Raw genomic sequence first — 17,953 nt, 5'->3', positions numbered from 1 at the left:
CATTAATAGTCTTTGTTTTGTTCCAATGCTTTGTTGGCCAGGATGTCGATACCGGGTATGGGCCATAAATAATCGCGGGGTGTTTTGAAGGTCTTGGTTTCGATGACCCGCATGTCTTTGGCATTGGCGACGTTGCTGTAATTGGGCGTTCCGTACTGATCTACGACCGGTGCACCGGATAGCAGGCCCTTTGGTATACGTCCGTAGAAGTCACCCTTGAGCAATGTTTCCGCCAGCTTCCAGCGGCGCAGGTCGAAGAGGCGGGTTCCTTCCATGGCCAGTTCGTATTTTCTTTCGCGGCGCACGGCGGCCTTCAATTCCTGCTGAGTAAGCCCCGTGGGCAATGCCGGCATGGTAACCGACTTACGCTGACGCACGGCGTTGATGGCTTCGTAAACGGTATTATCAAGTTGATTGAGTTCAATCTTTGCTTCGGCATAGTTGAGCAGCACTTCTGCATAACGGGCGAGGATGATGGGCATTTCGGAAGTAGTGCGGAAAGCACCGTCGGCTACATCGGTGTACTTTCGCCACACGTAGCCCGTGAAGGTGGCGAATGCGTGTGTTGCTTCGGTATTGTTAATGCGGGTGGCCGGCGTGGTATTGTAGTTCCAGATCTTGAGGCTGTCTTTGTGCGTTTCGAACTGGTATCCGAAGATGATGGAACCTGGAAGGCCTACTGTATACCCTAATCGGGGGTCGCGGTTTTCGAATGGTTTTACCGGATTGTAAAGCGGGGACTTGTCGATCTGCTTGCCATCTGTGCATTCGTAGCAGTCGACGAAGCTCTGGAAGGGTACTTTATCACATACGCCGCCTGGCAGTCGTGGCAGCAGGTATTGTGGTGTTGAATGCGTGTTAATGCCGCGCAGGAACTGGAGCGAGAGTATCACCTCTTTTGATGACTTGCCTGCGTAGGTGAAGAGTTCGGGAAAGCTGCTGTGGAGCTCGTATTTCTTAAGATCCATTACTGCTTTGGCAGCTTCGATGGCCACGTCCCACCGTTCGTTATAGAGTGCGGTGCGCGACTTGTAAAAAAGGGCGGCGCCTTTGGTGGCACGGCCGTTGTTGATGGCAGCCTGGTTGAGGGGCAGATCGGCCGCCGCTTCGGAGAGTTCTTTGATGATGAAATCGGCTACCTGGGCTTTTGTTGATTTGGCCACCTGTGCTTCGGAGAGTTCGAGTGTTTTGGTGATGAGGGGTACGCCGCCGTACAATTCTATCAGGTAGTGGTACTGAAATGCCCTGATGAACCTTGCTTCGGCCCTGGTTTGTTTGAGCACCGCGTCGGACACTTTGCCGGACAGCTTTTCTATATTATCCAGCAGGAAGTTACAGCGCCCAATGCCCTGGTAGGATTCTTTCCAGCCGAGCAATGCTATGGCATTGTTGACATCCTGGCTTCCTTTGGCGATATCCTGCAGGGCTCCGTTGGTGCGTTCCCAACAGATATCGGATGTTGCATCCATGAACAGGTGCCAGGGCAGGCGGTTGGAATTGCCATAGTTCATTTGGCTGTAACAGCCCATAAGACCGAGCGTGAGCTCATCTTCATTGGTATAGAATGAGGCCGATGAAGGACCAGATTGCGGATAACGATCGAGATAATCTTTATTGCAGGCTGTTGCTAACAGCAGCAGGCTGGCGAATGATACTATATATAAGAGTTGCTTACGCATGGTTTTGTTTTTTAGAAGTTAACATCCAATCCTACGGTGTACATTTTTACCTGTGGATATACGGTGCCGGTATTGACAGGTGATTCCACGTCGTAGCCTTTCCAGAAGTTATCCCAGGTGAGCAGGTTCTGTCCGCTCACATACAACCTCATATTGCTGATCTTAAGATTGCTCATCCAGGCTGCAGGCAACGTGTAGCTGAGTTGGAGTGTTTTAAGGCGGAGGTAGGCGGCGTCCTTCATCCAGAAACTGGAGTTCTTTTCATTATTAGACTGTCCGAATGCGAGCCGCGGAAATGCTGCGTTAGTATTGTCGGGCCTCCAGTAATTCTTATGTTGCTCCTGCACGGTTCCGCCGTTGAAGAACGGCATGATGCCTTGTTCGTACATGTAGCCATCGGCCTTGCCAACTCCCTGGAAGAATATGTTCAATCCAAATCCTTTATACGATGCGTTGAGGTTGGCGCTGTAAGTAAAGCGGGGTATGGTGCTACCGATGATCCTGAGGTCGGCGTCGTTTATCTGCCCATCGTCATTCTGGTCTTTGTATTTGAGGTCACCGGCTTTGGTTACGCCAAACTGGGTAGCATATTTAGCGGCTTCTTCATCGGTCTGGAAGAACCCGATTGATTCATAGCCATAGATGGCATTGATGGGATATCCTTCGCGGCTAACCGTGAGGCCCGATCTGTTCACTCCCTTTAGATCAATTACCCGATTGATGACATCGGAGATATTGAAGTTCACATCATATTGAAACGCTCTGACATTGTTGCGATAGGTGAGGCCGAGTTCCCAACCGCGGTTGCGTACCACGCCTGCATTTTGTGGCGGTGCGGCCAGGCCCATGGTGAGGGGAATGTCGAGATCGTACAGGATATCGCGGGTTGTGCGGCTATATACATCAGCAACGACGGTAAAGTTTTTCAGGAGGGTTGCGTCGATGCCGAAGTTGGTCATCTCGGTCGTTTCCCACCGGATATCGCTATTGGCCAGTGTATTTAGCGCGGCGGTGTTGACGATTGCGCCGCCCATGCTATAAGAGCCCTGTACTATGGATGAGGTGAATGGATAGTTTCCGATGTTCTGGTTACCGAGGCGGCCCCAGGAGCCACGCAGCTTGAGTTCGGTCACCACTTCGCGGAGTGGTTGCATGAATGCTTCTTCGGATATCCTCCAACCCGCGGAGAAGGAGGGGAAGAATCCGTATTTATGGCCTTTGGCAAAACGAGAGGAGCCATCGTAACGCGCATTCAACTCCAGGAGGTAGCGTTGTTTGTAGTCGTAGTTGATGCGGCCGAAGAATGATTGCAGGGCCCAATCGACTACTCCGCCTGTATTGGTTTGCTGGTCGGACGCGCCGGCGCCGAGTACGGGATATTCGGGCAGGGTAAATCCGGTACGGGCGGCCGATACAGACTCATTGCGCATGTCTTCGCGCGAAGCGCCCACCAGCGCTTTGAGGGAATGATCGCCCATTTCCTTTGTGTAGGTGATAATGCCACGGAAATTGTTGTAGAAGCTGCTGCTTTCTGTTACGTTGAGAGAGCTTTGAGCAGGAACTGCAGCATACGCTATCGTTCCATCTGCTTTGTAGGTACGCACTGTTCGTACAAATACATTATCGTTCGATTCATTGTAGCGCGGCGATGCATTGAGCTCGACCTGGAGTTCCTTTAACGGTTTCCAGGTGAGGAAGACGTTGGCAGTGGCATTTTGCGCATTATTCTTTCTGAGGCCCCTCTCGGGTCGTGCGATGGCGATGGGGTTGTTACCATTCCATCCTTCTCCATAGTTTCCGTTGGTGAAGACGCCGGGCTGAATAGCCGGCATGCGGTTCATATAATAAAAGATGAGTTCGTTGCCACGGCCGGGCTCTTTGGTGGTGCGGGTGACTACCTGTATATCAGCTTTCAGACTGAGCTTGTTGGATATCTTAATATCAAGATTATTACGCAGTGTAAAGCGCTTGAAGCTGGAGCTTTCAATAATCCCCTCTTGTTTGAAGTAGCCGAAGGAGGTAAGGAATTTGATCTTTTCAGATCCGCCGGCTACGCTGATGAAATGGCTATTGACCAATCCTGAGCCGGTGAGCAATTCCTTTTGCCAGTCCACATCGGGATAGTTGTCGGGATCGCTGGCCCCTTTGGTGCGATAGTCGTTGAGCAGGGCATCAGAAAACAGGGGTGCCAGGCCAACGTTTTTGTAAGCTACGTTGAGCATTTCCATGTGGTCGACGGCATTCACGATATCGGGCAGGTTGGTGGGCTTTTGCCAGCCTACGTAGCCGCTATAATTCACGTTGATGCGGGTGCCTTTTCCTCTTTTGGTGGTAACGAGGATAACGCCGTTGGCAGCCCGTGAACCATAGATGGAAGAGGAGGCTGCATCTTTAAGTATGGATATTGACTCAATGAGATTGGGATCGATGTTGTTGAGCGAACCTTCGATGCCATCGATGAGTACCATCGGATCGGAGTCGTTGAGGGTACCGATGCCGCGAATGCGGATGGTGCCTCCGTCGGCCCCGGGGCGGCCGGTAGACTGTACCACGGTAACGCCTGGCGCAAGACCCTGGAGGGCTGCGGATGCCTGACCAACCTGACGGGAAGCCAGGTTTTTGGAGGAGATGGTGGCCACCGATCCGGTGAGGTTTACCTTTTTCTGCGTGCCATAACCTACTACCACCACTTCACCAAGATTGGTCTGGTCTTTTTGCAGGGCTACATTGAGAGTGGCCGTGCCATTGACTGCCATTTCCTTGTTGGCATATCCTACAAACGAAAATACGAGGGTGGTTTTGCTGTTGGTAAGGGAGATTGCGTATTCGCCATTCTCGTTGGTCGTGGTGCCGTTGGTTTGATCGCCTTTGAGGTAAATACTAACGCCGGAAAGGGGTTGGGCGTTCTCGTCGGTGACCTGTCCTTTTACCTGCAGGTTTGCGGTTTGCTGAGCGGCCAATGGATAGATCATCAGGAAGAGCAACAGGGAGAGCGTTAGTCGCTGCAGGGCAGCAGGGGCCCTGCGCACAATGGCGAGGCTTTGGGTTCTTTTCATAACAGCATAGTTTATTAGCAACATACTTTCAGGTGTTTAATACTGATTACTTTTTGTTTCATTTACAATTTCATTTGAATGAAAAAGCAAAAGAATGAAACCTGTTTAAACAAAATGTTACCATCCTGTAAACAAATAATTAGCGAATTAAAGCATCCTGAAAGAGCAATCGGGTTATCTGAAACCTGTAAATGGGTCTAAATTGGTGCCTATTAACCGGTTTCGTGAAACCAAATGTAACAAACTTAAAGCAAAACAAACAAATTAAAATCAAATGAAAGCCCATGAAAGGGAAACCAGGCCATTTTTAAGGCTGGGGTATTTATTTATTGTAAACTCTTTGTAAGTTTTTGAAATATCAACCTTTTATTATGAATTTTGTGTCCGGTTAAACTTTATGGTATGAAATCGATAACAGACAGGCACCAGTTCATCTTAAACAAGCTGCGGGAAACGGGAAAAGTGAGTATCCCGGACCTGATCGATGAAATGCAGGTGAGCGGGGTAACGATCCGAAAGGACCTGAAGCTGTTGGAAGAAAAGAAGCTATTGTTCCGTACCCGTGGCGGCGGTTCGATGAATAATCCGTACACCATCGAGCGCCCGATCAATGAAAAGGAGTTCATCAAATCGGAAGAAAAGAAAAAGATCGCGCGGGCGGCGCTGAACCTGATCGGTCAAAACGATTCCATCATTATAGGTTCGGGCACGACGGTTTTTGAACTGGCGCGTTGTTTACAGTCGGACAAACGGATCATTGTTATTACCCCAGCGCTTAAAGTAGCGATGGAGCTTTGCAACCGTCCTAATATCGAGATCCTGCAACTGGGTGGCCTGGTGCACCAAAGTTCTTCCTCTACGGCGGGTTCTTTCGCCGAAAAGATACTCGATGAACTATCCTGTGGCGTACTCTTTATCGGTGTGGACGGCATTGACCTGGAGCATGGCCTGTCGATCACCAATATCGTGGAAGCCAGTCTGAACCAAAAGATGATCGGTATGGCGCAAACGGTGGTGGTCCTTGCGGACAGCAGCAAGTTTGACCGCCGGGGGCTGGGCAAGATCTGCAACCTCGATCAGATAGATTATATCATTACAGACAACGAGGTTAACCCGGCTACCGTTTCGAAGATCGAAAAGAGCGGTGTGCGGGTAATCATTGCTGATTAATGGTTAATTGAGGTTAGGCCCGTTACTGGAAACAGTGGTATCTTCCTGTTTCAATCTTCTGTATGAAATACCTACTGCTGACTGTTTCGATCCTTTCTTTCTCGTTTACTTCAACTCAAGCCCAATCTGCCGACGAAAAGGCCATCCGGCAAATTCTCCAGGAGCAAACGGAAGCCTGGAACAAGGGCAATCTCGAGGAGTTCATGAAGGGTTACTGGAACAACGATTCCCTGATGTTCATTGGTAAAAGCGGGGTTACCTATGGTTACCAGAATACGCTCAACAATTATAAGAAGGGGTATAATGGTCCGGACCAGATGGGTACGCTGACCTTCAACCTCATCAAGGTAGAGCGCCTTAGCAAGGACTATTATTTTGTAGTAGGCAAGTGGCACCTGAAACGCAATGCCGGTGATGTGGGTGGACATTACACGTTGATGTTCCGCAAGATCAATGGCCAATGGGTGATCATTGCCGATCACAGCAGTTAGGCCTTAGCCATGGGGGAATTTTTTCTTCCAGATGCGGACATTGATCCAGATAAGTGCTGTGAGGCTAACAGCCATCCAGCTATAGAATATGAAATTGCTCAAAGTCAGCTTTCCCTGTGGAACGATGAGGTCGTTATACATGCCGATACCGATGTTGGTAACCAGCCATAGGAGGCCAAGGGATAGGGACCATACTATCCTTCTTAGGAAGTCGCGGGGATCATCTTCTTCGTACGGCATGGAATAAAATTACGGAATTAGCTGTTTGTGTAATCAGGGCCTCCGTGTGCCTTGTTTTATGGACGGGCTTTAGTCGATGAGGAGGTTCCTGAATTCGGAGGAGTCGCCATTGAATACATTGAAATCGACCTTGTATAATATTCCATTGACATGCCCCTGCTCACTGTGCTGCCAGAAATGCCAGTCGCGGTAGATGCGGGGTTTTTCTTTTTGCAGGTAGTGTGCCACCCAGAGCGGGTATTGGTCGAATTCGTCTTTCAATATCTGCTTGTAAAAATCTACGTTGGTATAAATAATGGGACGAACTCCGTAGTAATTCTCCACTGTTTCGAGCCATTCTTTTACCCGTTGGCGAAGTTTATCGGACTTAACGCCGTTGGATTGCTCTACATCTAGCACCGGAGGAAGATCGCCGGGCTGCAGTTCGACCGTTGAGATGAAATTCTCGGCCTGGGTTTTACCGCTTTTGGAGGCGATGAAGAAATGGTAGGCACCACGCGGTATACCTGCTTCTTTTGACTGTTTCCAGTTGCGTTTAAAGCAGCGGTCTTCGTTGCTGTTGCCTTCGGTGGCTTTGATGAAGGTGAAGCCAATCTGCACATCTTCGACCTTCATGCCCTTGACGCTTTCCCAATCAACGGCCTCCTGATATTTGGATACGTCGATTCCGTGAATGCCGTAATTGGTGGGGATATCAATGCCGAAAGCCTCGTATTTTACAAAGTGGGCCTTTCTTGTTTGCCACCACTCATACAGGTGAAAGCCCCCCATGACGAGGATGCCAGCGAGTATAAGGGTTATAAGGATCTTCCAGGCGATATTATTTTTCTTGTCTGCCATGCGCGCGGTTGCAAATATAGTCGTCAGCTTTTCTTTTTAAAGCATTATCTCGTTGGAGAAATGATAAAATGTGCGATCAGTGCAGGATCTTCTGGACGAGATCGATGTTTTTTTCGCCTTTCAACCTGAGGTAATAAACGCCTTTGGGGTATTGCTGCATGGGTATTTGCCATTGTTCGTCATTGCCGGCCATGTTGAGCTTTCGCTGGTATACCAACTGGCCGGTGGTATTGAATAATTGAATGACCATTGTTTTATCGGTTGGGTTGCCGAGCGCAATCTGGAGATTGTCTGGCGCCGGATTGGGATATATCTTCAGTTGGTCGGCTGTGGTGGGCGCCGCTTCTTTGGTGGTGGTATTTCCTTTAGAGATCACTTTGAGCAGCGGATCGATCAATACCGTATCGGCGGCAAAGCCAACATTGAGGGCAAATGTTTGTCCGCTGAAGCGATGGTCGACCACGAGGATCGTATCACGGGTGGCGTTTTTGAATTTCAGGGCTACCGGCATTTCAAAAAAGGCTACGGAGCTATGGGAGGTGGTTTGGTTCAGTTTCACGGATGCCCAGTTGTTGTTGTTTTGGCTCCAGGTGAGTTTGTAACTGGGATATCCTTCTTTATATATCCACTTGTCGAAGAAGCTGTCGAGATTTTTGCCGCTTACCTGCTCCATCACCCGTTTGAGATCGCCGGTACGGGCATACCCGTATTTTACGGCAGGGTCGTCGAGATAGGCCCGTACACCCTTATGAAAAACTTCATCGCCCAGTACCCATCGCAGCATGTGCACTACCAGGCCGCCTTTGTAATAGGTGAGCGGCCCGAAGAGACGGTTGTAGTTGGTGGTATCGGTGGTATATACGGAGCCACCCGGCGATGCGGTAATGGCATTCATCATGGATGCGATGTAAGAAAGGTGGACAGACGGCATAAAGTGCTCGTAGTAGGCAAACTCGGTATAGGTGGCAAATCCTTCATTAAGCCAGAGGTCGGACCAGCTGCCGCAGGTTACTTTATTGCCAAACCATTGGTGACCGAGCTCGTGGGCAACCAGGTTATTCCACCGGTCGACGATAAAGCTGTTCGTTTGGTGCTCCATGCCACCGCCGAGGCCCCATTGGGTTTGAGCGTAATGTTCCTTTTGAAAGGGGTACATGCCAAATAGTTCGGAAAACTTAGGCAGGCATTGGATTACTTGTGCTGTAGCAGGTTTATAATAGTCGGGTTTACTGGCGATATGGGTGTACATCAATACAGGCATTTTGCGATCGCCCAACATTACCGAGTCTTTGTCAACTATGTATTTAGTGATGGCCAACGCAACAAGATAGGTGGCTATCGGGTAGCGGTGCTTGAAATGGCTGGTGGTTTGGTCACCATCTCGCTCTTCTCTTTCCAGTAATCCGTTGCTGGACGGTGTATAGATTGACGGCGTAGTGACGGATATGTCGATGGAATCGGCCTTATCGGTAAGGCCGTTCTTGCAGGGCCACCAGACGGATGATCCGTAAGGTTCGGAAAGCGTATATATAGCATAGACGCTTCGATGAAGTCCCTGAAAAAAATTGCCGTTGGGACTGGTGAGGTTGGGCGGAACACCCTGGTAACAAATGGTTACCGCCCCTTTACTGCCGACGCTGAGCGCAGCCGGGAATTTTATGACCAGGCCGTTTTCGGCCGACTGATAAAAAGCGATCTTATTGCCTCTGAACAGGACACTATCGACCGTCAATACGCGCACGAGATCGAACACGATGCTATCGGAAGCCTGTTTCATGATGAAGTGTGGAGTAATATTGCCTTTGATGTACCGTATTTCGGGATTCAGGGTCCAATCGCACTGGTAGTAGTGGATATCGAAATTTTCGGTGGCTACCGAGTGCGCTGCAATGCCATCTCCGCCCTGGCCACCAAGCAGTTTGAGGTGTGATCTTTTTTCCAGTTCGGCGATATTGACCATCGGCTGGCCGCCGATCATGGTGGTGGAAACCCGTTCCTGCGCCTGCACACAGGTGGTCGTAAACAGCAGAATAGCGTACCATTTCTTCATATAACTATGTGGCGGATTGAGTGATTCTTTCCATTACATACGGTATTTAGGGTGCGCAGATGCCCAAACAATGCCACTATTTTAACGTTAGTGGCTATAAAACATTGTACATTAAGTAAGTGTCCCTAATTTTATATTACCAATGCCCTCATTTAACTGGAACGATAGTGTCAATTTAATGTCCAAACTTACCTTTCGCCGTATCTGGAATGCTGGTAAGGTGTTGAGCAGCTACTATTTAAGCAAGTGGACCAAGAAGCCGGTACAATGGGGGTATCCTGTTTCGATCTCTTTTGAGCCTACTACTTCCTGTAACCTGCGCTGCCCCGAATGCCCGAGCGGACTCCGTGCCTTTACCCGGCCAACCGGCATGTTACAAAAAGATTTTTTCAGGGACACCATCGATCAATTGTCGGGCGACCTGCTATACCTGATCTTTTATTTCCAGGGCGAACCTTATCTCAACCCCAGCTTCCTGGACATGGTGAAGTATGCTTCGGGCAAAGGCATCTATACTGCTACGTCTACCAACGCGCACTACCTGAACGATGCCAATGCGCGAAGAACCGTAGAGAGTGGTCTTGACCGCCTGATCATTTCTATTGATGGCACCACCCAGGAGGTGTACCAGCAGTATCGTGTAGGCGGTAAGCTGGAGAAAGTGCTGGAAGGGGCCCGTAATATCATGAAGTGGAAAAAAGAGCTGAGGAGTAAAACGCCTTTTGTTTTTTTCCAGTTCCTCGTTGTAAAGCCTAACGAGCACCAGATCGAAGATGTGAAACGCCTGGCAGCTGAGATAGGGGTGGATGATGTACGCTTCAAGACGGCGCAGGTGTATGATTATGAACAGGACCCCAATAACCTGATCCCTACCCTCGACAAATTCAGCCGGTACCGCAAAAATGAGCAGGGCGAGTTTGTATTCAAGAATTCGCTGCAAAATCATTGCTGGCGTTTGTGGCATGCCACGGTGATCAGCTGGGACGGCCTGGTAGTACCCTGTTGCTTCGATAAAGATGCCCAGCATACGCTGGGCGACCTGAAAGGCAAGCCTTTCAAGGAAGTATGGCACAGCGACCAGTATGTGCATTTCCGTCGCCAGATATTACAAAGCCGCAAGAATATCGACATTTGCGCCAACTGCAGTGAAGGCACCAAAGTGTGGAGTGATTAACCTGCCTGGCCTCCCGACCCTACCCTGTTATAGCACGATCAATTGACCAATAGCGTTGCGCGGCTTCTGCCGTAACCCGCTTAAAATTGCTAATTTTACACCCCAACTACTGATGCAATATGAGTATTGAAAATGACATCCAACAAGCGAAATTCCGTAATGAGCACCACAAAGTTTCGGTGAACCTCATCTATACGTGCAACTGGATGATGGAGCAACACAAAAAGTTCTTCGACAACGCCGACATTACGCCGCAGCAGTTCAATATCCTTCGCATATTGCGCGGGGCGGGTGCACCTTTGTCTACGCTGCAGATAAGGCAGCGGATGCTTGACAAAATGAGCGATACCAGCCGTATCGTGGACAGGCTTGTCAAAAAAGAACTTGTTAAAAAAGTGATCTGTAAAACAGATCGCCGCCTTGTTGACGTTACTATTAGTGATAAAGGGTTAAGTTTATTGGACAGCCTCGATGGCTGTAATGATGAAATGGACGCTTCTGTAGGAAGCCTTACCGAAACTGAAGCCACGACACTGAACCAACTGCTGGACAAAATGAGAGGTTAGTTTATCCGCATTATGAAAAGACAATTTTTAACTTTTGCTGCCTGTGTATGGGCATCCGTTACCGCTTTTACCCAACCCAACTACGAGTTCAGGGGCGCCTGGATCGCGACGGTCGATAATATAGACTGGCCCAGTAAAGGGAACTTCGATCCCGCCCGGCAAAGGGCCGAATTCATCGCCCAGCTGGATATGCACAAACGCAATGGGCTGAACGCAATGATCGTGCAGATAAGACCTGCTACCGATGCCTTCTATCCCTCGCCGCATGAGCCCTGGAGCGAATGGCTTACCGGCAAGCAAGGTAAAGCGCCTTCCCCTTTTTATGATCCGCTGCAATTTATGATCGAGGAAACGCACAAGCGCGGCATGGAGTTTCATGCCTGGTGTAATCCTTACCGGGCCGAGTTCCAGATCGGCAAATCGTCGATCGCCTCCAACCACGTTACCAAAACACATCCGGAATGGTTTCTCTCGTACGGCGGCAAGCGTTATTTCGACCCTGGCAATAAAGAAGCACAGGAGTTTGTGGTGAAGGTGATCCGCGATGTGGTAAAGCGCTATAATGTCGACGCTATTCATTTTGACGATTATTTCTATCCTTACCGCATTGCCGGCAAGGAGTTCCCCGACAATAAGAGTTTTGCAAAATACGGCAATGGCCTCGAACGCGATGACTGGCGCAGAAGCAATGTAGACTCCATCATTGTGAAGCTCAGTAAAGCGATCAAGGAAGAAAAGAAGTATGTGCGCTTCGGTATTTCTCCGTTCGGCGTTTGGCGCAATGAGCGCGACGATCCGGAAGGCAGCGCCACGACGGCGGGCCAAACGAACTACGACGATCTGTATGCGGATATCCTGTTGTGGCTCGAGAATGGATGGATCGATTACGTAGCGCCTCAATTATACTGGGAATTTGGTCACCGTGCGGCGGCCTATGAGGTATTGCTGGATTGGTGGGCAAAACACACGTATGGCAGGCATTGTTATATCGGCCTGGCGCCTTTCAGGGCAAACAGCAATGCCATCTGGCGCGATAAATCCCTGTTACCCCGGCAGATCGCGGAATTGCGCAAGCATCCGGAGATCCAGGGCGCCATCTATTTCAGCAGTACTTCCTTTACCAGAAACCCCAATGGCTGGGGCGACAGCCTGCGACTGAACTATTATAAAGAACCAGCGATCATTCCCGGTATGCCCTGGATCGATTCGTTGAGGCCGATTTCGCCTGTGGTGAAATCGTTTGATGTGGTGGACAGTTCGACTTTTGATATTAAAGTACATAAGTCTGTTCTGGAAAAACGTACCATCAAGTGGTTTAAACTGTATGTGAGCGCCGACACCAACGAATCTTTCGTGAACTTCTATAGCGCCAAGGCCATCGGCACCGAGCCCGGTGCCGACTCCTGTACTTTCCGTGTTCAGCTGCCCGACAACAAGCGGTTTGCCCATGTGTACCTGACTGCGATAGATAGCGACGGCAATGAGAGTTTGCCTTATGCCGACTGGCCGGTGCCGCTGCGTTTTGAAATGCTGGAGAATGAAGCCTGGATTGTGCGGTAATGTTTTCGGGTTTACCTTTGTGGGACTATTTAGATAATAAAAAATTAGTTATATGCCTGGTTATGAATTATTTGGTGCGTCTGAGCGCAAACATGTGAATGATGTTATGGAAACAGGGATCCTGATGCGGTATGGTTTTGACGGTCCGCGCAAGGGTATCTGGAAGGCAAAGGAACTGGAGCAGGCGATCTGCACCGCGTTTGGCGCCAAGCATGCACAACTGGTATCAAGCGGCACGGCTGCTCTTACTACAGCCCTGAGCGCTTTAGGTATTGGATACGGCGATGAAGTAATCATGCCGTCTTTTACGTTCGTAGCGAGCTTCGAAGCCGTACTGAGTGTGGGGGCGGTGCCTGTTTTGGTGGATGTAGACGATTCGCTGACGCTTGACCCTGCAGCTGTGCGCAAGGCCATTACCAAACAAACCAAGTGCATTATGCCCGTACACATGTGCGGCAGTATGGCCGACCTCGATGCACTGCAGGCCATTTGCAAAGAGCATAAGTTGTTGCTGCTGGAAGACGCCTGCCAAAGCATCGGCGCCCAGTATAAAGGCAAATACGTTGGTACCATCGGAGATGCGGGTACTTTCTCTTTCGACTTTGTAAAGACGATCACTTGTGCCGAAGGCGGCGTGGTGCTTACCAATAACGAAGATGTTTACGTAAAAAGCGATGGCTACAGCGATCACGGCCATGACCACTTAGGGGTAGACCGCGGCGCTGATCTGCATCCTTTTATCGGTTACAACTACCGGATCTCGGAATTGCATGCAGCGGTGGGATTGGCCCAGGTAGAAAGGCTGCAGGAGTTCCTGAGCATCCAGCGCAAGAACCACGGCGCTTTGAAGGCGATCCTTTCGCAGGTGCCGGAAATCAGCTTCCGCCGCATTCACGACGTAGCAGGCGATAGCTGCACTTTCCTCAGTTGGTTTCTGCCTACCCAGGAACTTACAGAAGCAGTGGTTGCCGAACTGAAGGCGCAGAATATTCTCGCGGGCAATTTTTACTGGTTTCATAATAACTGGCACTATATCAGCAAATGGGATCACCTGAAGGAGTCGCTCACGCTGAATGCTTTGCATCCCGACCTGAAGGCGGCCGTTATTCATCATGCCACTAAGGATTTCTCTGCCAGCGATGCCATCATGAGCCGGGTTATTTCTTCCTCTATCAGCCTCCTGTGGACGGAAGCGCAGATCAAAGAACGTGGTGAGAAGATCGTAGCAGCTGTGAAGAAGGTGTTGGCCAGCCAAAAGGCGGCCGTTTAAAGGAGCTATACATAAATCATCGAAAATGGGTCGCCGGTTGGCGGCCCATTTTATTTCCCTTCGAGGTAATCGCAATCTTTCACCGAGCCCAGCCGGAAGCGGAGTGGAAGGCCAGAAGCCTTCTCGAACTGGAGCTCCTGGCGGCAGAAGAACCCAAAATGCTTTGTGTAATGATCGTCGCGTATGCCGGCTGGAGTTGTTGTTAATTTTTGCATCCTCTGCAAGGCGCTTACAGATAATGGGGTTGTCTGCTGCGGTGACTGCATCAGTTGTTGCGAAATGTTAAAATATCGGGGGCCTTGTGCATACCATTTTTTAACGGGCTGCACCCAAAGCTGCCCGGGCACTGCATTTGAAGGCGAGTGCGTGCTCTTTTGCTGACCCTGTACTATTAACATTTTAAAAGAAAATAACAGGGCAACAATAATTTTATAAAATCGTTGGTGCACGTTCATTACATTTGTCCGTAAATTTACGGCCTGATTTTTGTGGTTGCCGCCGATTTTCCAACTTTTTTGGCAAAAGTGCGGCTAAAACCCCCCTGACGAAAAATGGCACTGAGTCAAAGTTTACAACAAAAATTATTACAAAAGTTATCTCCTCAGCAAATTCAGTTGATGAAGTTGCTGCAGGTACCTACTGCCAACCTCGAAGAGCGGATCAAGGAGGAATTGGAAGAAAATCCTGCCCTGGAACAGTCGGACGAGAATCATGAGGATCAATTCGAAGCTGAGACGAAAGACGAGTTTGAAAGCAACGACGATGATTTTGAGCCTGATGGCAGTGAGGAGGAGTATGACAATATTGATATTAGCGAATACGTGGGTGACGACGACGGGGAGATCGCGGAATACAAGATGAAGGATGATAACTATCCGGAAGTCGATGATAATAAAGTAGTTCCGTATCGTATAGAAACTTCCTTCCACGAACATTTGCTGGAGCAACTGGGGATGCTGAAGCTGGACGACCGCCACCGCCGGATTGCCGAGCAGATCGTAGGAAGCATCGACGACGACGGCTATTTACGCCGGGAAGCCTCTGCCATCGTGGATGACCTCGCTTTCCGCCAGAATATCGACAGCAACGAGCAGGAAGTGGAAAACGTGATCCGCCTGATCCAGCAATTCGACCCGGCAGGTGTAGGCGCCCGCAATCTCCAGGAATGCCTGCTGCTGCAATTGCACCGGCAAAAAGTTCATGGCAGAAAAGTAGACACCGCCATCGAAGTGCTTACCAATTATTTCGACGAGTTCACCAAAAAGCATTACGATAAGATCCAACGCGGCCTCAATATCAGCGACGAAGGCTTGAAAGATGTCATCAGTCATATCATCCGCCTTACACCCAAGCCGGGCGGCAACCATGGCGATATCAACAAAGCGGAGAGCTATGTGGTGCCCGACTTCTTCATTTATAATAACGGCGGCAAGCTGGAGCTTACCCTTAACTCCAAGAACGCACCGGACCTGCGCATCAGCGAAGGGTACCGCGACATGCTTAAGGAGTACGACCGGGGAAGCAAGAAAGACAAGCGTCAGAAAGAAGCCGTTCTGTTCATCAAGCAGAAGATCGATGCCGCCAAGTGGTTTATCGACGCCATCAAACAAAGGCAGCATACCCTCTCCAGCGTTATGGAGACCATCATGGACTACCAGCGCGAGTTTTTCCTGACAGGTGATGAAACCACGCTGCGCCCCATGATCCTCAAGGATATAGCAGAGCGTACGGGGCTCGATATCTCTACTGTGAGCCGGGTGGCCAACAGCAAATTCGTACAAACTGAGTTCGGCACTTACCGCCTGAAATTCTTCTTCAGCGAATCGCTGAGTACCGATAGCGGGGAGGAAGTGAGTACGCGTGAGGTGAAGAAGATCCTCAGCGACCTCATCGAGGGTGAAAGCAAGAAGAAACCGCTGAGCGATGAAAAATTAACCGATATGCTGCAGGAAAAAGGCTATAATATTGCACGCAGAACTGTAGCCAAATACCGTGAGCAATTGAATATACCGGTAGCGAGGCTGCGTAAAGAATTATAATGGACAATATCAGTATTCCGGCTTCTTTAAACGGTGGTGATCAATACCGTCAACCGGCAGTGATCCGCTTCCTGGCGCATTTGTTTTCGTATGTTTTCCATCCAATCCTTATTCCTACTTATGTAACGGCTTTTCTGCTTTACCTGCATCCCCTTGCGTTTGCAGGCTATGGCGAACGCGATAAATTCTTTGTGCTGGTGGCTGTTTTCTTCAGCAGCAGCTTTTTACCCGCCTTCTCGGTGTTTCTGATGGGTCGCCTGGGTTTTGTTTCGTCTATCTTTCTGCGTACACAAAAAGAGCGGATCATTCCTTATGCCGCTGCCATCATCTTTTACTTCTGGATCTGGTATGTCTTCCACAATCAGCAAAGAACGCCTGATTATTTTGTACATTTTTTACTGGGGAGTTTCCTGGGCGTATGTGCGGCCTGGATGTGGAATATTAAACTGAAGATCAGTATGCATGCTACGGGCATGGGTGGCCTGGTCATGTTCTTTTTGTTGCAGGCATTGAATCACCAGGACGAAACGGGCCAATACCTTGCATTCGCTTTTTTGATCGCGGGTGTAGTTTGTACCGCGCGCTTCATTGTTAGCGACCACTCTAAAGTGGAGATCTACCTTGGATTATTCACTGGCATGGCCTGCCAGCTGATAGCTACCTGGTTTTAAAAAAAGAAAAGCCCAACCATAGGGTACGAACCTATATTGAGCTTTCCCGCCTTCAAACCATCTGAAGTTCATGTCCAATCTAGCCGTTCAATATGTTGGACTTTGTCAGATAGTATTTTGTAGGGTGGTAGATGAACAGGCATGAACCACCTTTAATTGTTTCGATAATTTCATCCAGCACTTTCACCGGCACTGCGGGACAGCCGAGGCTGTTACCCAATACTTTATTCTCCTTCAACCACCGGTTGCCCACGTACCTTGAACTGTGAATAACGATGCGGCGTTCGAATGCTTTGTCATTGATGCCCTGCTCGAGCCCATCGATATTCAGTGAAAGTCCATTGGCTCCCTGGTACGTATTGCGGGTGATGTAAAACCCGAGACTGCTTTTGAACGATTCGGGTGTATTGGAGAATGATTTTGCATACTCCTTACCAGACCGTTTACCGTGGGCCACATAGGTATTGATCAATATTTTCGTGCGTGCGAGATCGATGACATACAGCCGCTTTTTGCGCGACGACTGACTAAAGTCGACGATCGACAACACACTATCGTTGGGCAATTCCTCATTCGACATCAGTTTCCTGAACCCCTTCAACCCATACTCCAATGCTTCTTTACGCAGCCCCAGCTTTCCCAGACGCAGGCTATCGTATAGGAATGCCGCATCTTCACAAAGGCGTTCCTCATCCGATTTTACAGTTGTGTTGGTGGGAGAATCGTACAGCACAAAGCGGGTTGGCAACTGGATTACGATCTTGTCCTCTTTACTGTTACCCGACATGTAAGCCGGGCATATCGTTAATATCCATAGTAATATTACAGCCAGTATGGATTGTAATGGGCGAAACATGGGTTCTCTTGGTTTTCACAGGGGCATCTGCCTCTTGTTAAAAGTCATTCATCATACGGTCATGCTTCACATTTCTGCTCTCTGCATTTTAGCGCCGGCCTCCTTGTTTGATCTGCATCAATTGCTGCTTTTTGCCGGTCGCCAACGAATATTAAACGGCTTGTTTGGAAAAAATAGTATTTCAGCCGGGGCAGCACAACAGATGTATTTTATTGTGTTGCGAATCGGCAACCATGCTCCTTTTGCGAAAACAGCTGGCTGTTAAGCCCAGTCATTTCCTTAAAATCCAAT

At 49.3% G+C, this 17,953-nt stretch carries 16 protein-coding genes; 9 read left to right on the top strand and 7 right to left on the bottom strand.

Annotated elements, in window-relative coordinates:
* Positions 1 to 2: 2 nt before the first annotated feature.
* The gene (locus P2H89_RS22065) at positions 3 to 1,679 is read right to left on the bottom strand and encodes a RagB/SusD family nutrient uptake outer membrane protein (RefSeq protein ID WP_275830965.1); all 1,677 of its coding nucleotides are present in this window, start codon (positions 1,677 to 1,679) and stop codon (positions 3 to 5) included.
* An 11-nt stretch (positions 1,680 to 1,690) separates the two neighbouring features.
* The gene (locus tag P2H89_RS22060; protein WP_275830963.1) at positions 1,691 to 4,735 is read right to left on the bottom strand and encodes a TonB-dependent receptor; all 3,045 of its coding nucleotides are present in this window, start codon (positions 4,733 to 4,735) and stop codon (positions 1,691 to 1,693) included.
* A 402-nt stretch (positions 4,736 to 5,137) separates the two neighbouring features.
* Between P2H89_RS22060 and P2H89_RS22055 the strand changes: the two genes are divergently transcribed.
* Both P2H89_RS22055 and P2H89_RS22050 read left to right on the top strand, forming a co-directional pair.
* On the top strand, positions 5,138 to 5,905 hold the full coding sequence (locus P2H89_RS22055) for a DeoR/GlpR family DNA-binding transcription regulator (RefSeq protein ID WP_275830961.1): 768 nt from the start codon (positions 5,138 to 5,140) through the stop codon (positions 5,903 to 5,905).
* 62 nt (positions 5,906 to 5,967) lie between these two features.
* Positions 5,968 to 6,396, top strand: coding sequence for an SgcJ/EcaC family oxidoreductase (locus P2H89_RS22050; RefSeq protein ID WP_275830959.1), 429 nt, complete (start codon positions 5,968 to 5,970; stop codon positions 6,394 to 6,396).
* A gap of 3 nt (positions 6,397 to 6,399) precedes the next feature.
* Here the strand turns inward: P2H89_RS22050 and P2H89_RS22045 are convergent, their stop codons facing one another.
* From P2H89_RS22045 to P2H89_RS22035, 3 genes are all read right to left on the bottom strand, one after another.
* A complete protein-coding gene (locus P2H89_RS22045) occupies positions 6,400 to 6,636 on the bottom strand; it encodes a hypothetical protein (RefSeq protein WP_275830957.1) in 237 nt (78 codons plus the stop codon).
* A gap of 69 nt (positions 6,637 to 6,705) precedes the next feature.
* Positions 6,706 to 7,476, bottom strand: coding sequence for a glycoside hydrolase family 25 protein (locus P2H89_RS22040; protein WP_275830955.1), 771 nt, complete (start codon positions 7,474 to 7,476; stop codon positions 6,706 to 6,708).
* Positions 7,477 to 7,552: 76 nt separating this feature from the next.
* Positions 7,553 to 9,526, bottom strand: coding sequence for a M1 family aminopeptidase (locus P2H89_RS22035; protein WP_275830953.1), 1,974 nt, complete (start codon positions 9,524 to 9,526; stop codon positions 7,553 to 7,555).
* A gap of 142 nt (positions 9,527 to 9,668) precedes the next feature.
* Here P2H89_RS22035 and P2H89_RS22030 point away from each other — a divergent pair, with 142 nt between their 5' ends.
* From P2H89_RS22030 to P2H89_RS22015, 4 genes are all read left to right on the top strand, one after another.
* Positions 9,669 to 10,700 (top strand): radical SAM/SPASM domain-containing protein, encoded by a 1,032-nt coding sequence (locus P2H89_RS22030; protein WP_275830951.1) that lies wholly within the window; start codon positions 9,669 to 9,671, stop codon positions 10,698 to 10,700.
* 119 nt (positions 10,701 to 10,819) lie between these two features.
* Positions 10,820 to 11,266, top strand: a complete 447-nt coding sequence (locus tag P2H89_RS22025; protein ID WP_275830949.1) for a MarR family transcriptional regulator — start codon at positions 10,820 to 10,822, stop codon at positions 11,264 to 11,266.
* A 12-nt stretch (positions 11,267 to 11,278) separates the two neighbouring features.
* Positions 11,279 to 12,826: a family 10 glycosylhydrolase gene (locus tag P2H89_RS22020; RefSeq protein WP_275830947.1), complete on the top strand. Its 1,548-nt coding sequence runs from the start codon at positions 11,279 to 11,281 to the stop codon at positions 12,824 to 12,826.
* A gap of 52 nt (positions 12,827 to 12,878) precedes the next feature.
* Positions 12,879 to 14,096, top strand: coding sequence for a DegT/DnrJ/EryC1/StrS family aminotransferase (locus P2H89_RS22015; protein WP_275830945.1), 1,218 nt, complete (start codon positions 12,879 to 12,881; stop codon positions 14,094 to 14,096).
* A 50-nt stretch (positions 14,097 to 14,146) separates the two neighbouring features.
* On the opposite strand, the gene P2H89_RS22010 is transcribed toward P2H89_RS22015, so the two are convergent.
* Positions 14,147 to 14,311 carry a hypothetical protein gene (locus tag P2H89_RS22010; RefSeq protein ID WP_275830943.1) on the bottom strand — a complete coding sequence of 55 codons (165 nt, stop codon included), beginning with the start codon at positions 14,309 to 14,311 and terminating at the stop codon, positions 14,147 to 14,149.
* A gap of 336 nt (positions 14,312 to 14,647) precedes the next feature.
* Between P2H89_RS22010 and rpoN the strand changes: the two genes are divergently transcribed.
* Positions 14,648 to 16,135, top strand: a complete 1,488-nt coding sequence (rpoN, locus tag P2H89_RS22005) for an RNA polymerase factor sigma-54 (protein ID WP_275830941.1) — start codon at positions 14,648 to 14,650, stop codon at positions 16,133 to 16,135.
* Complete coding sequence (locus P2H89_RS22000) at positions 16,135 to 16,806, top strand: hypothetical protein (RefSeq protein WP_275830939.1); 672 nt, start codon at positions 16,135 to 16,137, stop codon at positions 16,804 to 16,806. Before rpoN ends, P2H89_RS22000 begins: the two co-directional genes overlap by 1 nt.
* A gap of 79 nt (positions 16,807 to 16,885) precedes the next feature.
* On the opposite strand, the gene P2H89_RS21995 is transcribed toward P2H89_RS22000, so the two are convergent.
* Positions 16,886 to 17,662 carry a murein L,D-transpeptidase catalytic domain family protein gene (locus P2H89_RS21995; RefSeq protein WP_275830936.1) on the bottom strand — a complete coding sequence of 259 codons (777 nt, stop codon included), beginning with the start codon at positions 17,660 to 17,662 and terminating at the stop codon, positions 16,886 to 16,888.
* On the opposite strand from P2H89_RS21995, the gene P2H89_RS21990 reads away from it, so the two are divergent.
* Complete coding sequence (locus P2H89_RS21990; RefSeq protein WP_275830933.1) at positions 17,661 to 17,927, top strand: hypothetical protein; 267 nt, start codon at positions 17,661 to 17,663, stop codon at positions 17,925 to 17,927. The two genes, P2H89_RS21995 and P2H89_RS21990, sit on opposite strands and share 2 nt — an antisense overlap.
* Positions 17,928 to 17,953 lie beyond the last annotated feature (26 nt).

Source organism: Paraflavitalea sp. CAU 1676, assembly GCF_029223285.1.
GTDB lineage: Bacteria > Bacteroidota > Bacteroidia > Chitinophagales > Chitinophagaceae > Paraflavitalea.
Note: the sequence above shows the minus strand (reverse complement) of the source record. Positions and strands in the feature narration are given on the sequence as shown.

What these genes read in the sequence shown, in the direction of transcription:
- rpoN (WP_275830941.1), top strand. Translation starts at nt 14,648, where the DNA reads ATGGCACTGAGTCAAAGTTTACAACAAAAATTATTACAAAAGTTATCT.
- P2H89_RS21990 (WP_275830933.1), top strand. Translation starts at nt 17,661, where the DNA reads ATGGGTTCTCTTGGTTTTCACAGGGGCATCTGCCTCTTGTTAAAAGTC.
- P2H89_RS22010 (WP_275830943.1), bottom strand. Translation starts at nt 14,311, where the DNA reads ATGCAAAAATTAACAACAACTCCAGCCGGCATACGCGACGATCATTAC.
- P2H89_RS22020 (WP_275830947.1), top strand. Translation starts at nt 11,279, where the DNA reads ATGAAAAGACAATTTTTAACTTTTGCTGCCTGTGTATGGGCATCCGTT.
- P2H89_RS22030 (WP_275830951.1), top strand. Translation starts at nt 9,669, where the DNA reads ATGCCCTCATTTAACTGGAACGATAGTGTCAATTTAATGTCCAAACTT.
- P2H89_RS22025 (WP_275830949.1), top strand. Translation starts at nt 10,820, where the DNA reads ATGAGTATTGAAAATGACATCCAACAAGCGAAATTCCGTAATGAGCAC.
- P2H89_RS22060 (WP_275830963.1), bottom strand. Translation starts at nt 4,735, where the DNA reads ATGAAAAGAACCCAAAGCCTCGCCATTGTGCGCAGGGCCCCTGCTGCC.
- P2H89_RS22055 (WP_275830961.1), top strand. Translation starts at nt 5,138, where the DNA reads ATGAAATCGATAACAGACAGGCACCAGTTCATCTTAAACAAGCTGCGG.
- P2H89_RS22050 (WP_275830959.1), top strand. Translation starts at nt 5,968, where the DNA reads ATGAAATACCTACTGCTGACTGTTTCGATCCTTTCTTTCTCGTTTACT.
- P2H89_RS22045 (WP_275830957.1), bottom strand. Translation starts at nt 6,636, where the DNA reads ATGCCGTACGAAGAAGATGATCCCCGCGACTTCCTAAGAAGGATAGTA.
- P2H89_RS22065 (WP_275830965.1), bottom strand. Translation starts at nt 1,679, where the DNA reads ATGCGTAAGCAACTCTTATATATAGTATCATTCGCCAGCCTGCTGCTG.
- P2H89_RS22015 (WP_275830945.1), top strand. Translation starts at nt 12,879, where the DNA reads ATGCCTGGTTATGAATTATTTGGTGCGTCTGAGCGCAAACATGTGAAT.
- P2H89_RS22035 (WP_275830953.1), bottom strand. Translation starts at nt 9,526, where the DNA reads ATGAAGAAATGGTACGCTATTCTGCTGTTTACGACCACCTGTGTGCAG.
- P2H89_RS22000 (WP_275830939.1), top strand. Translation starts at nt 16,135, where the DNA reads ATGGACAATATCAGTATTCCGGCTTCTTTAAACGGTGGTGATCAATAC.
- P2H89_RS22040 (WP_275830955.1), bottom strand. Translation starts at nt 7,476, where the DNA reads ATGGCAGACAAGAAAAATAATATCGCCTGGAAGATCCTTATAACCCTT.
- P2H89_RS21995 (WP_275830936.1), bottom strand. Translation starts at nt 17,662, where the DNA reads ATGTTTCGCCCATTACAATCCATACTGGCTGTAATATTACTATGGATA.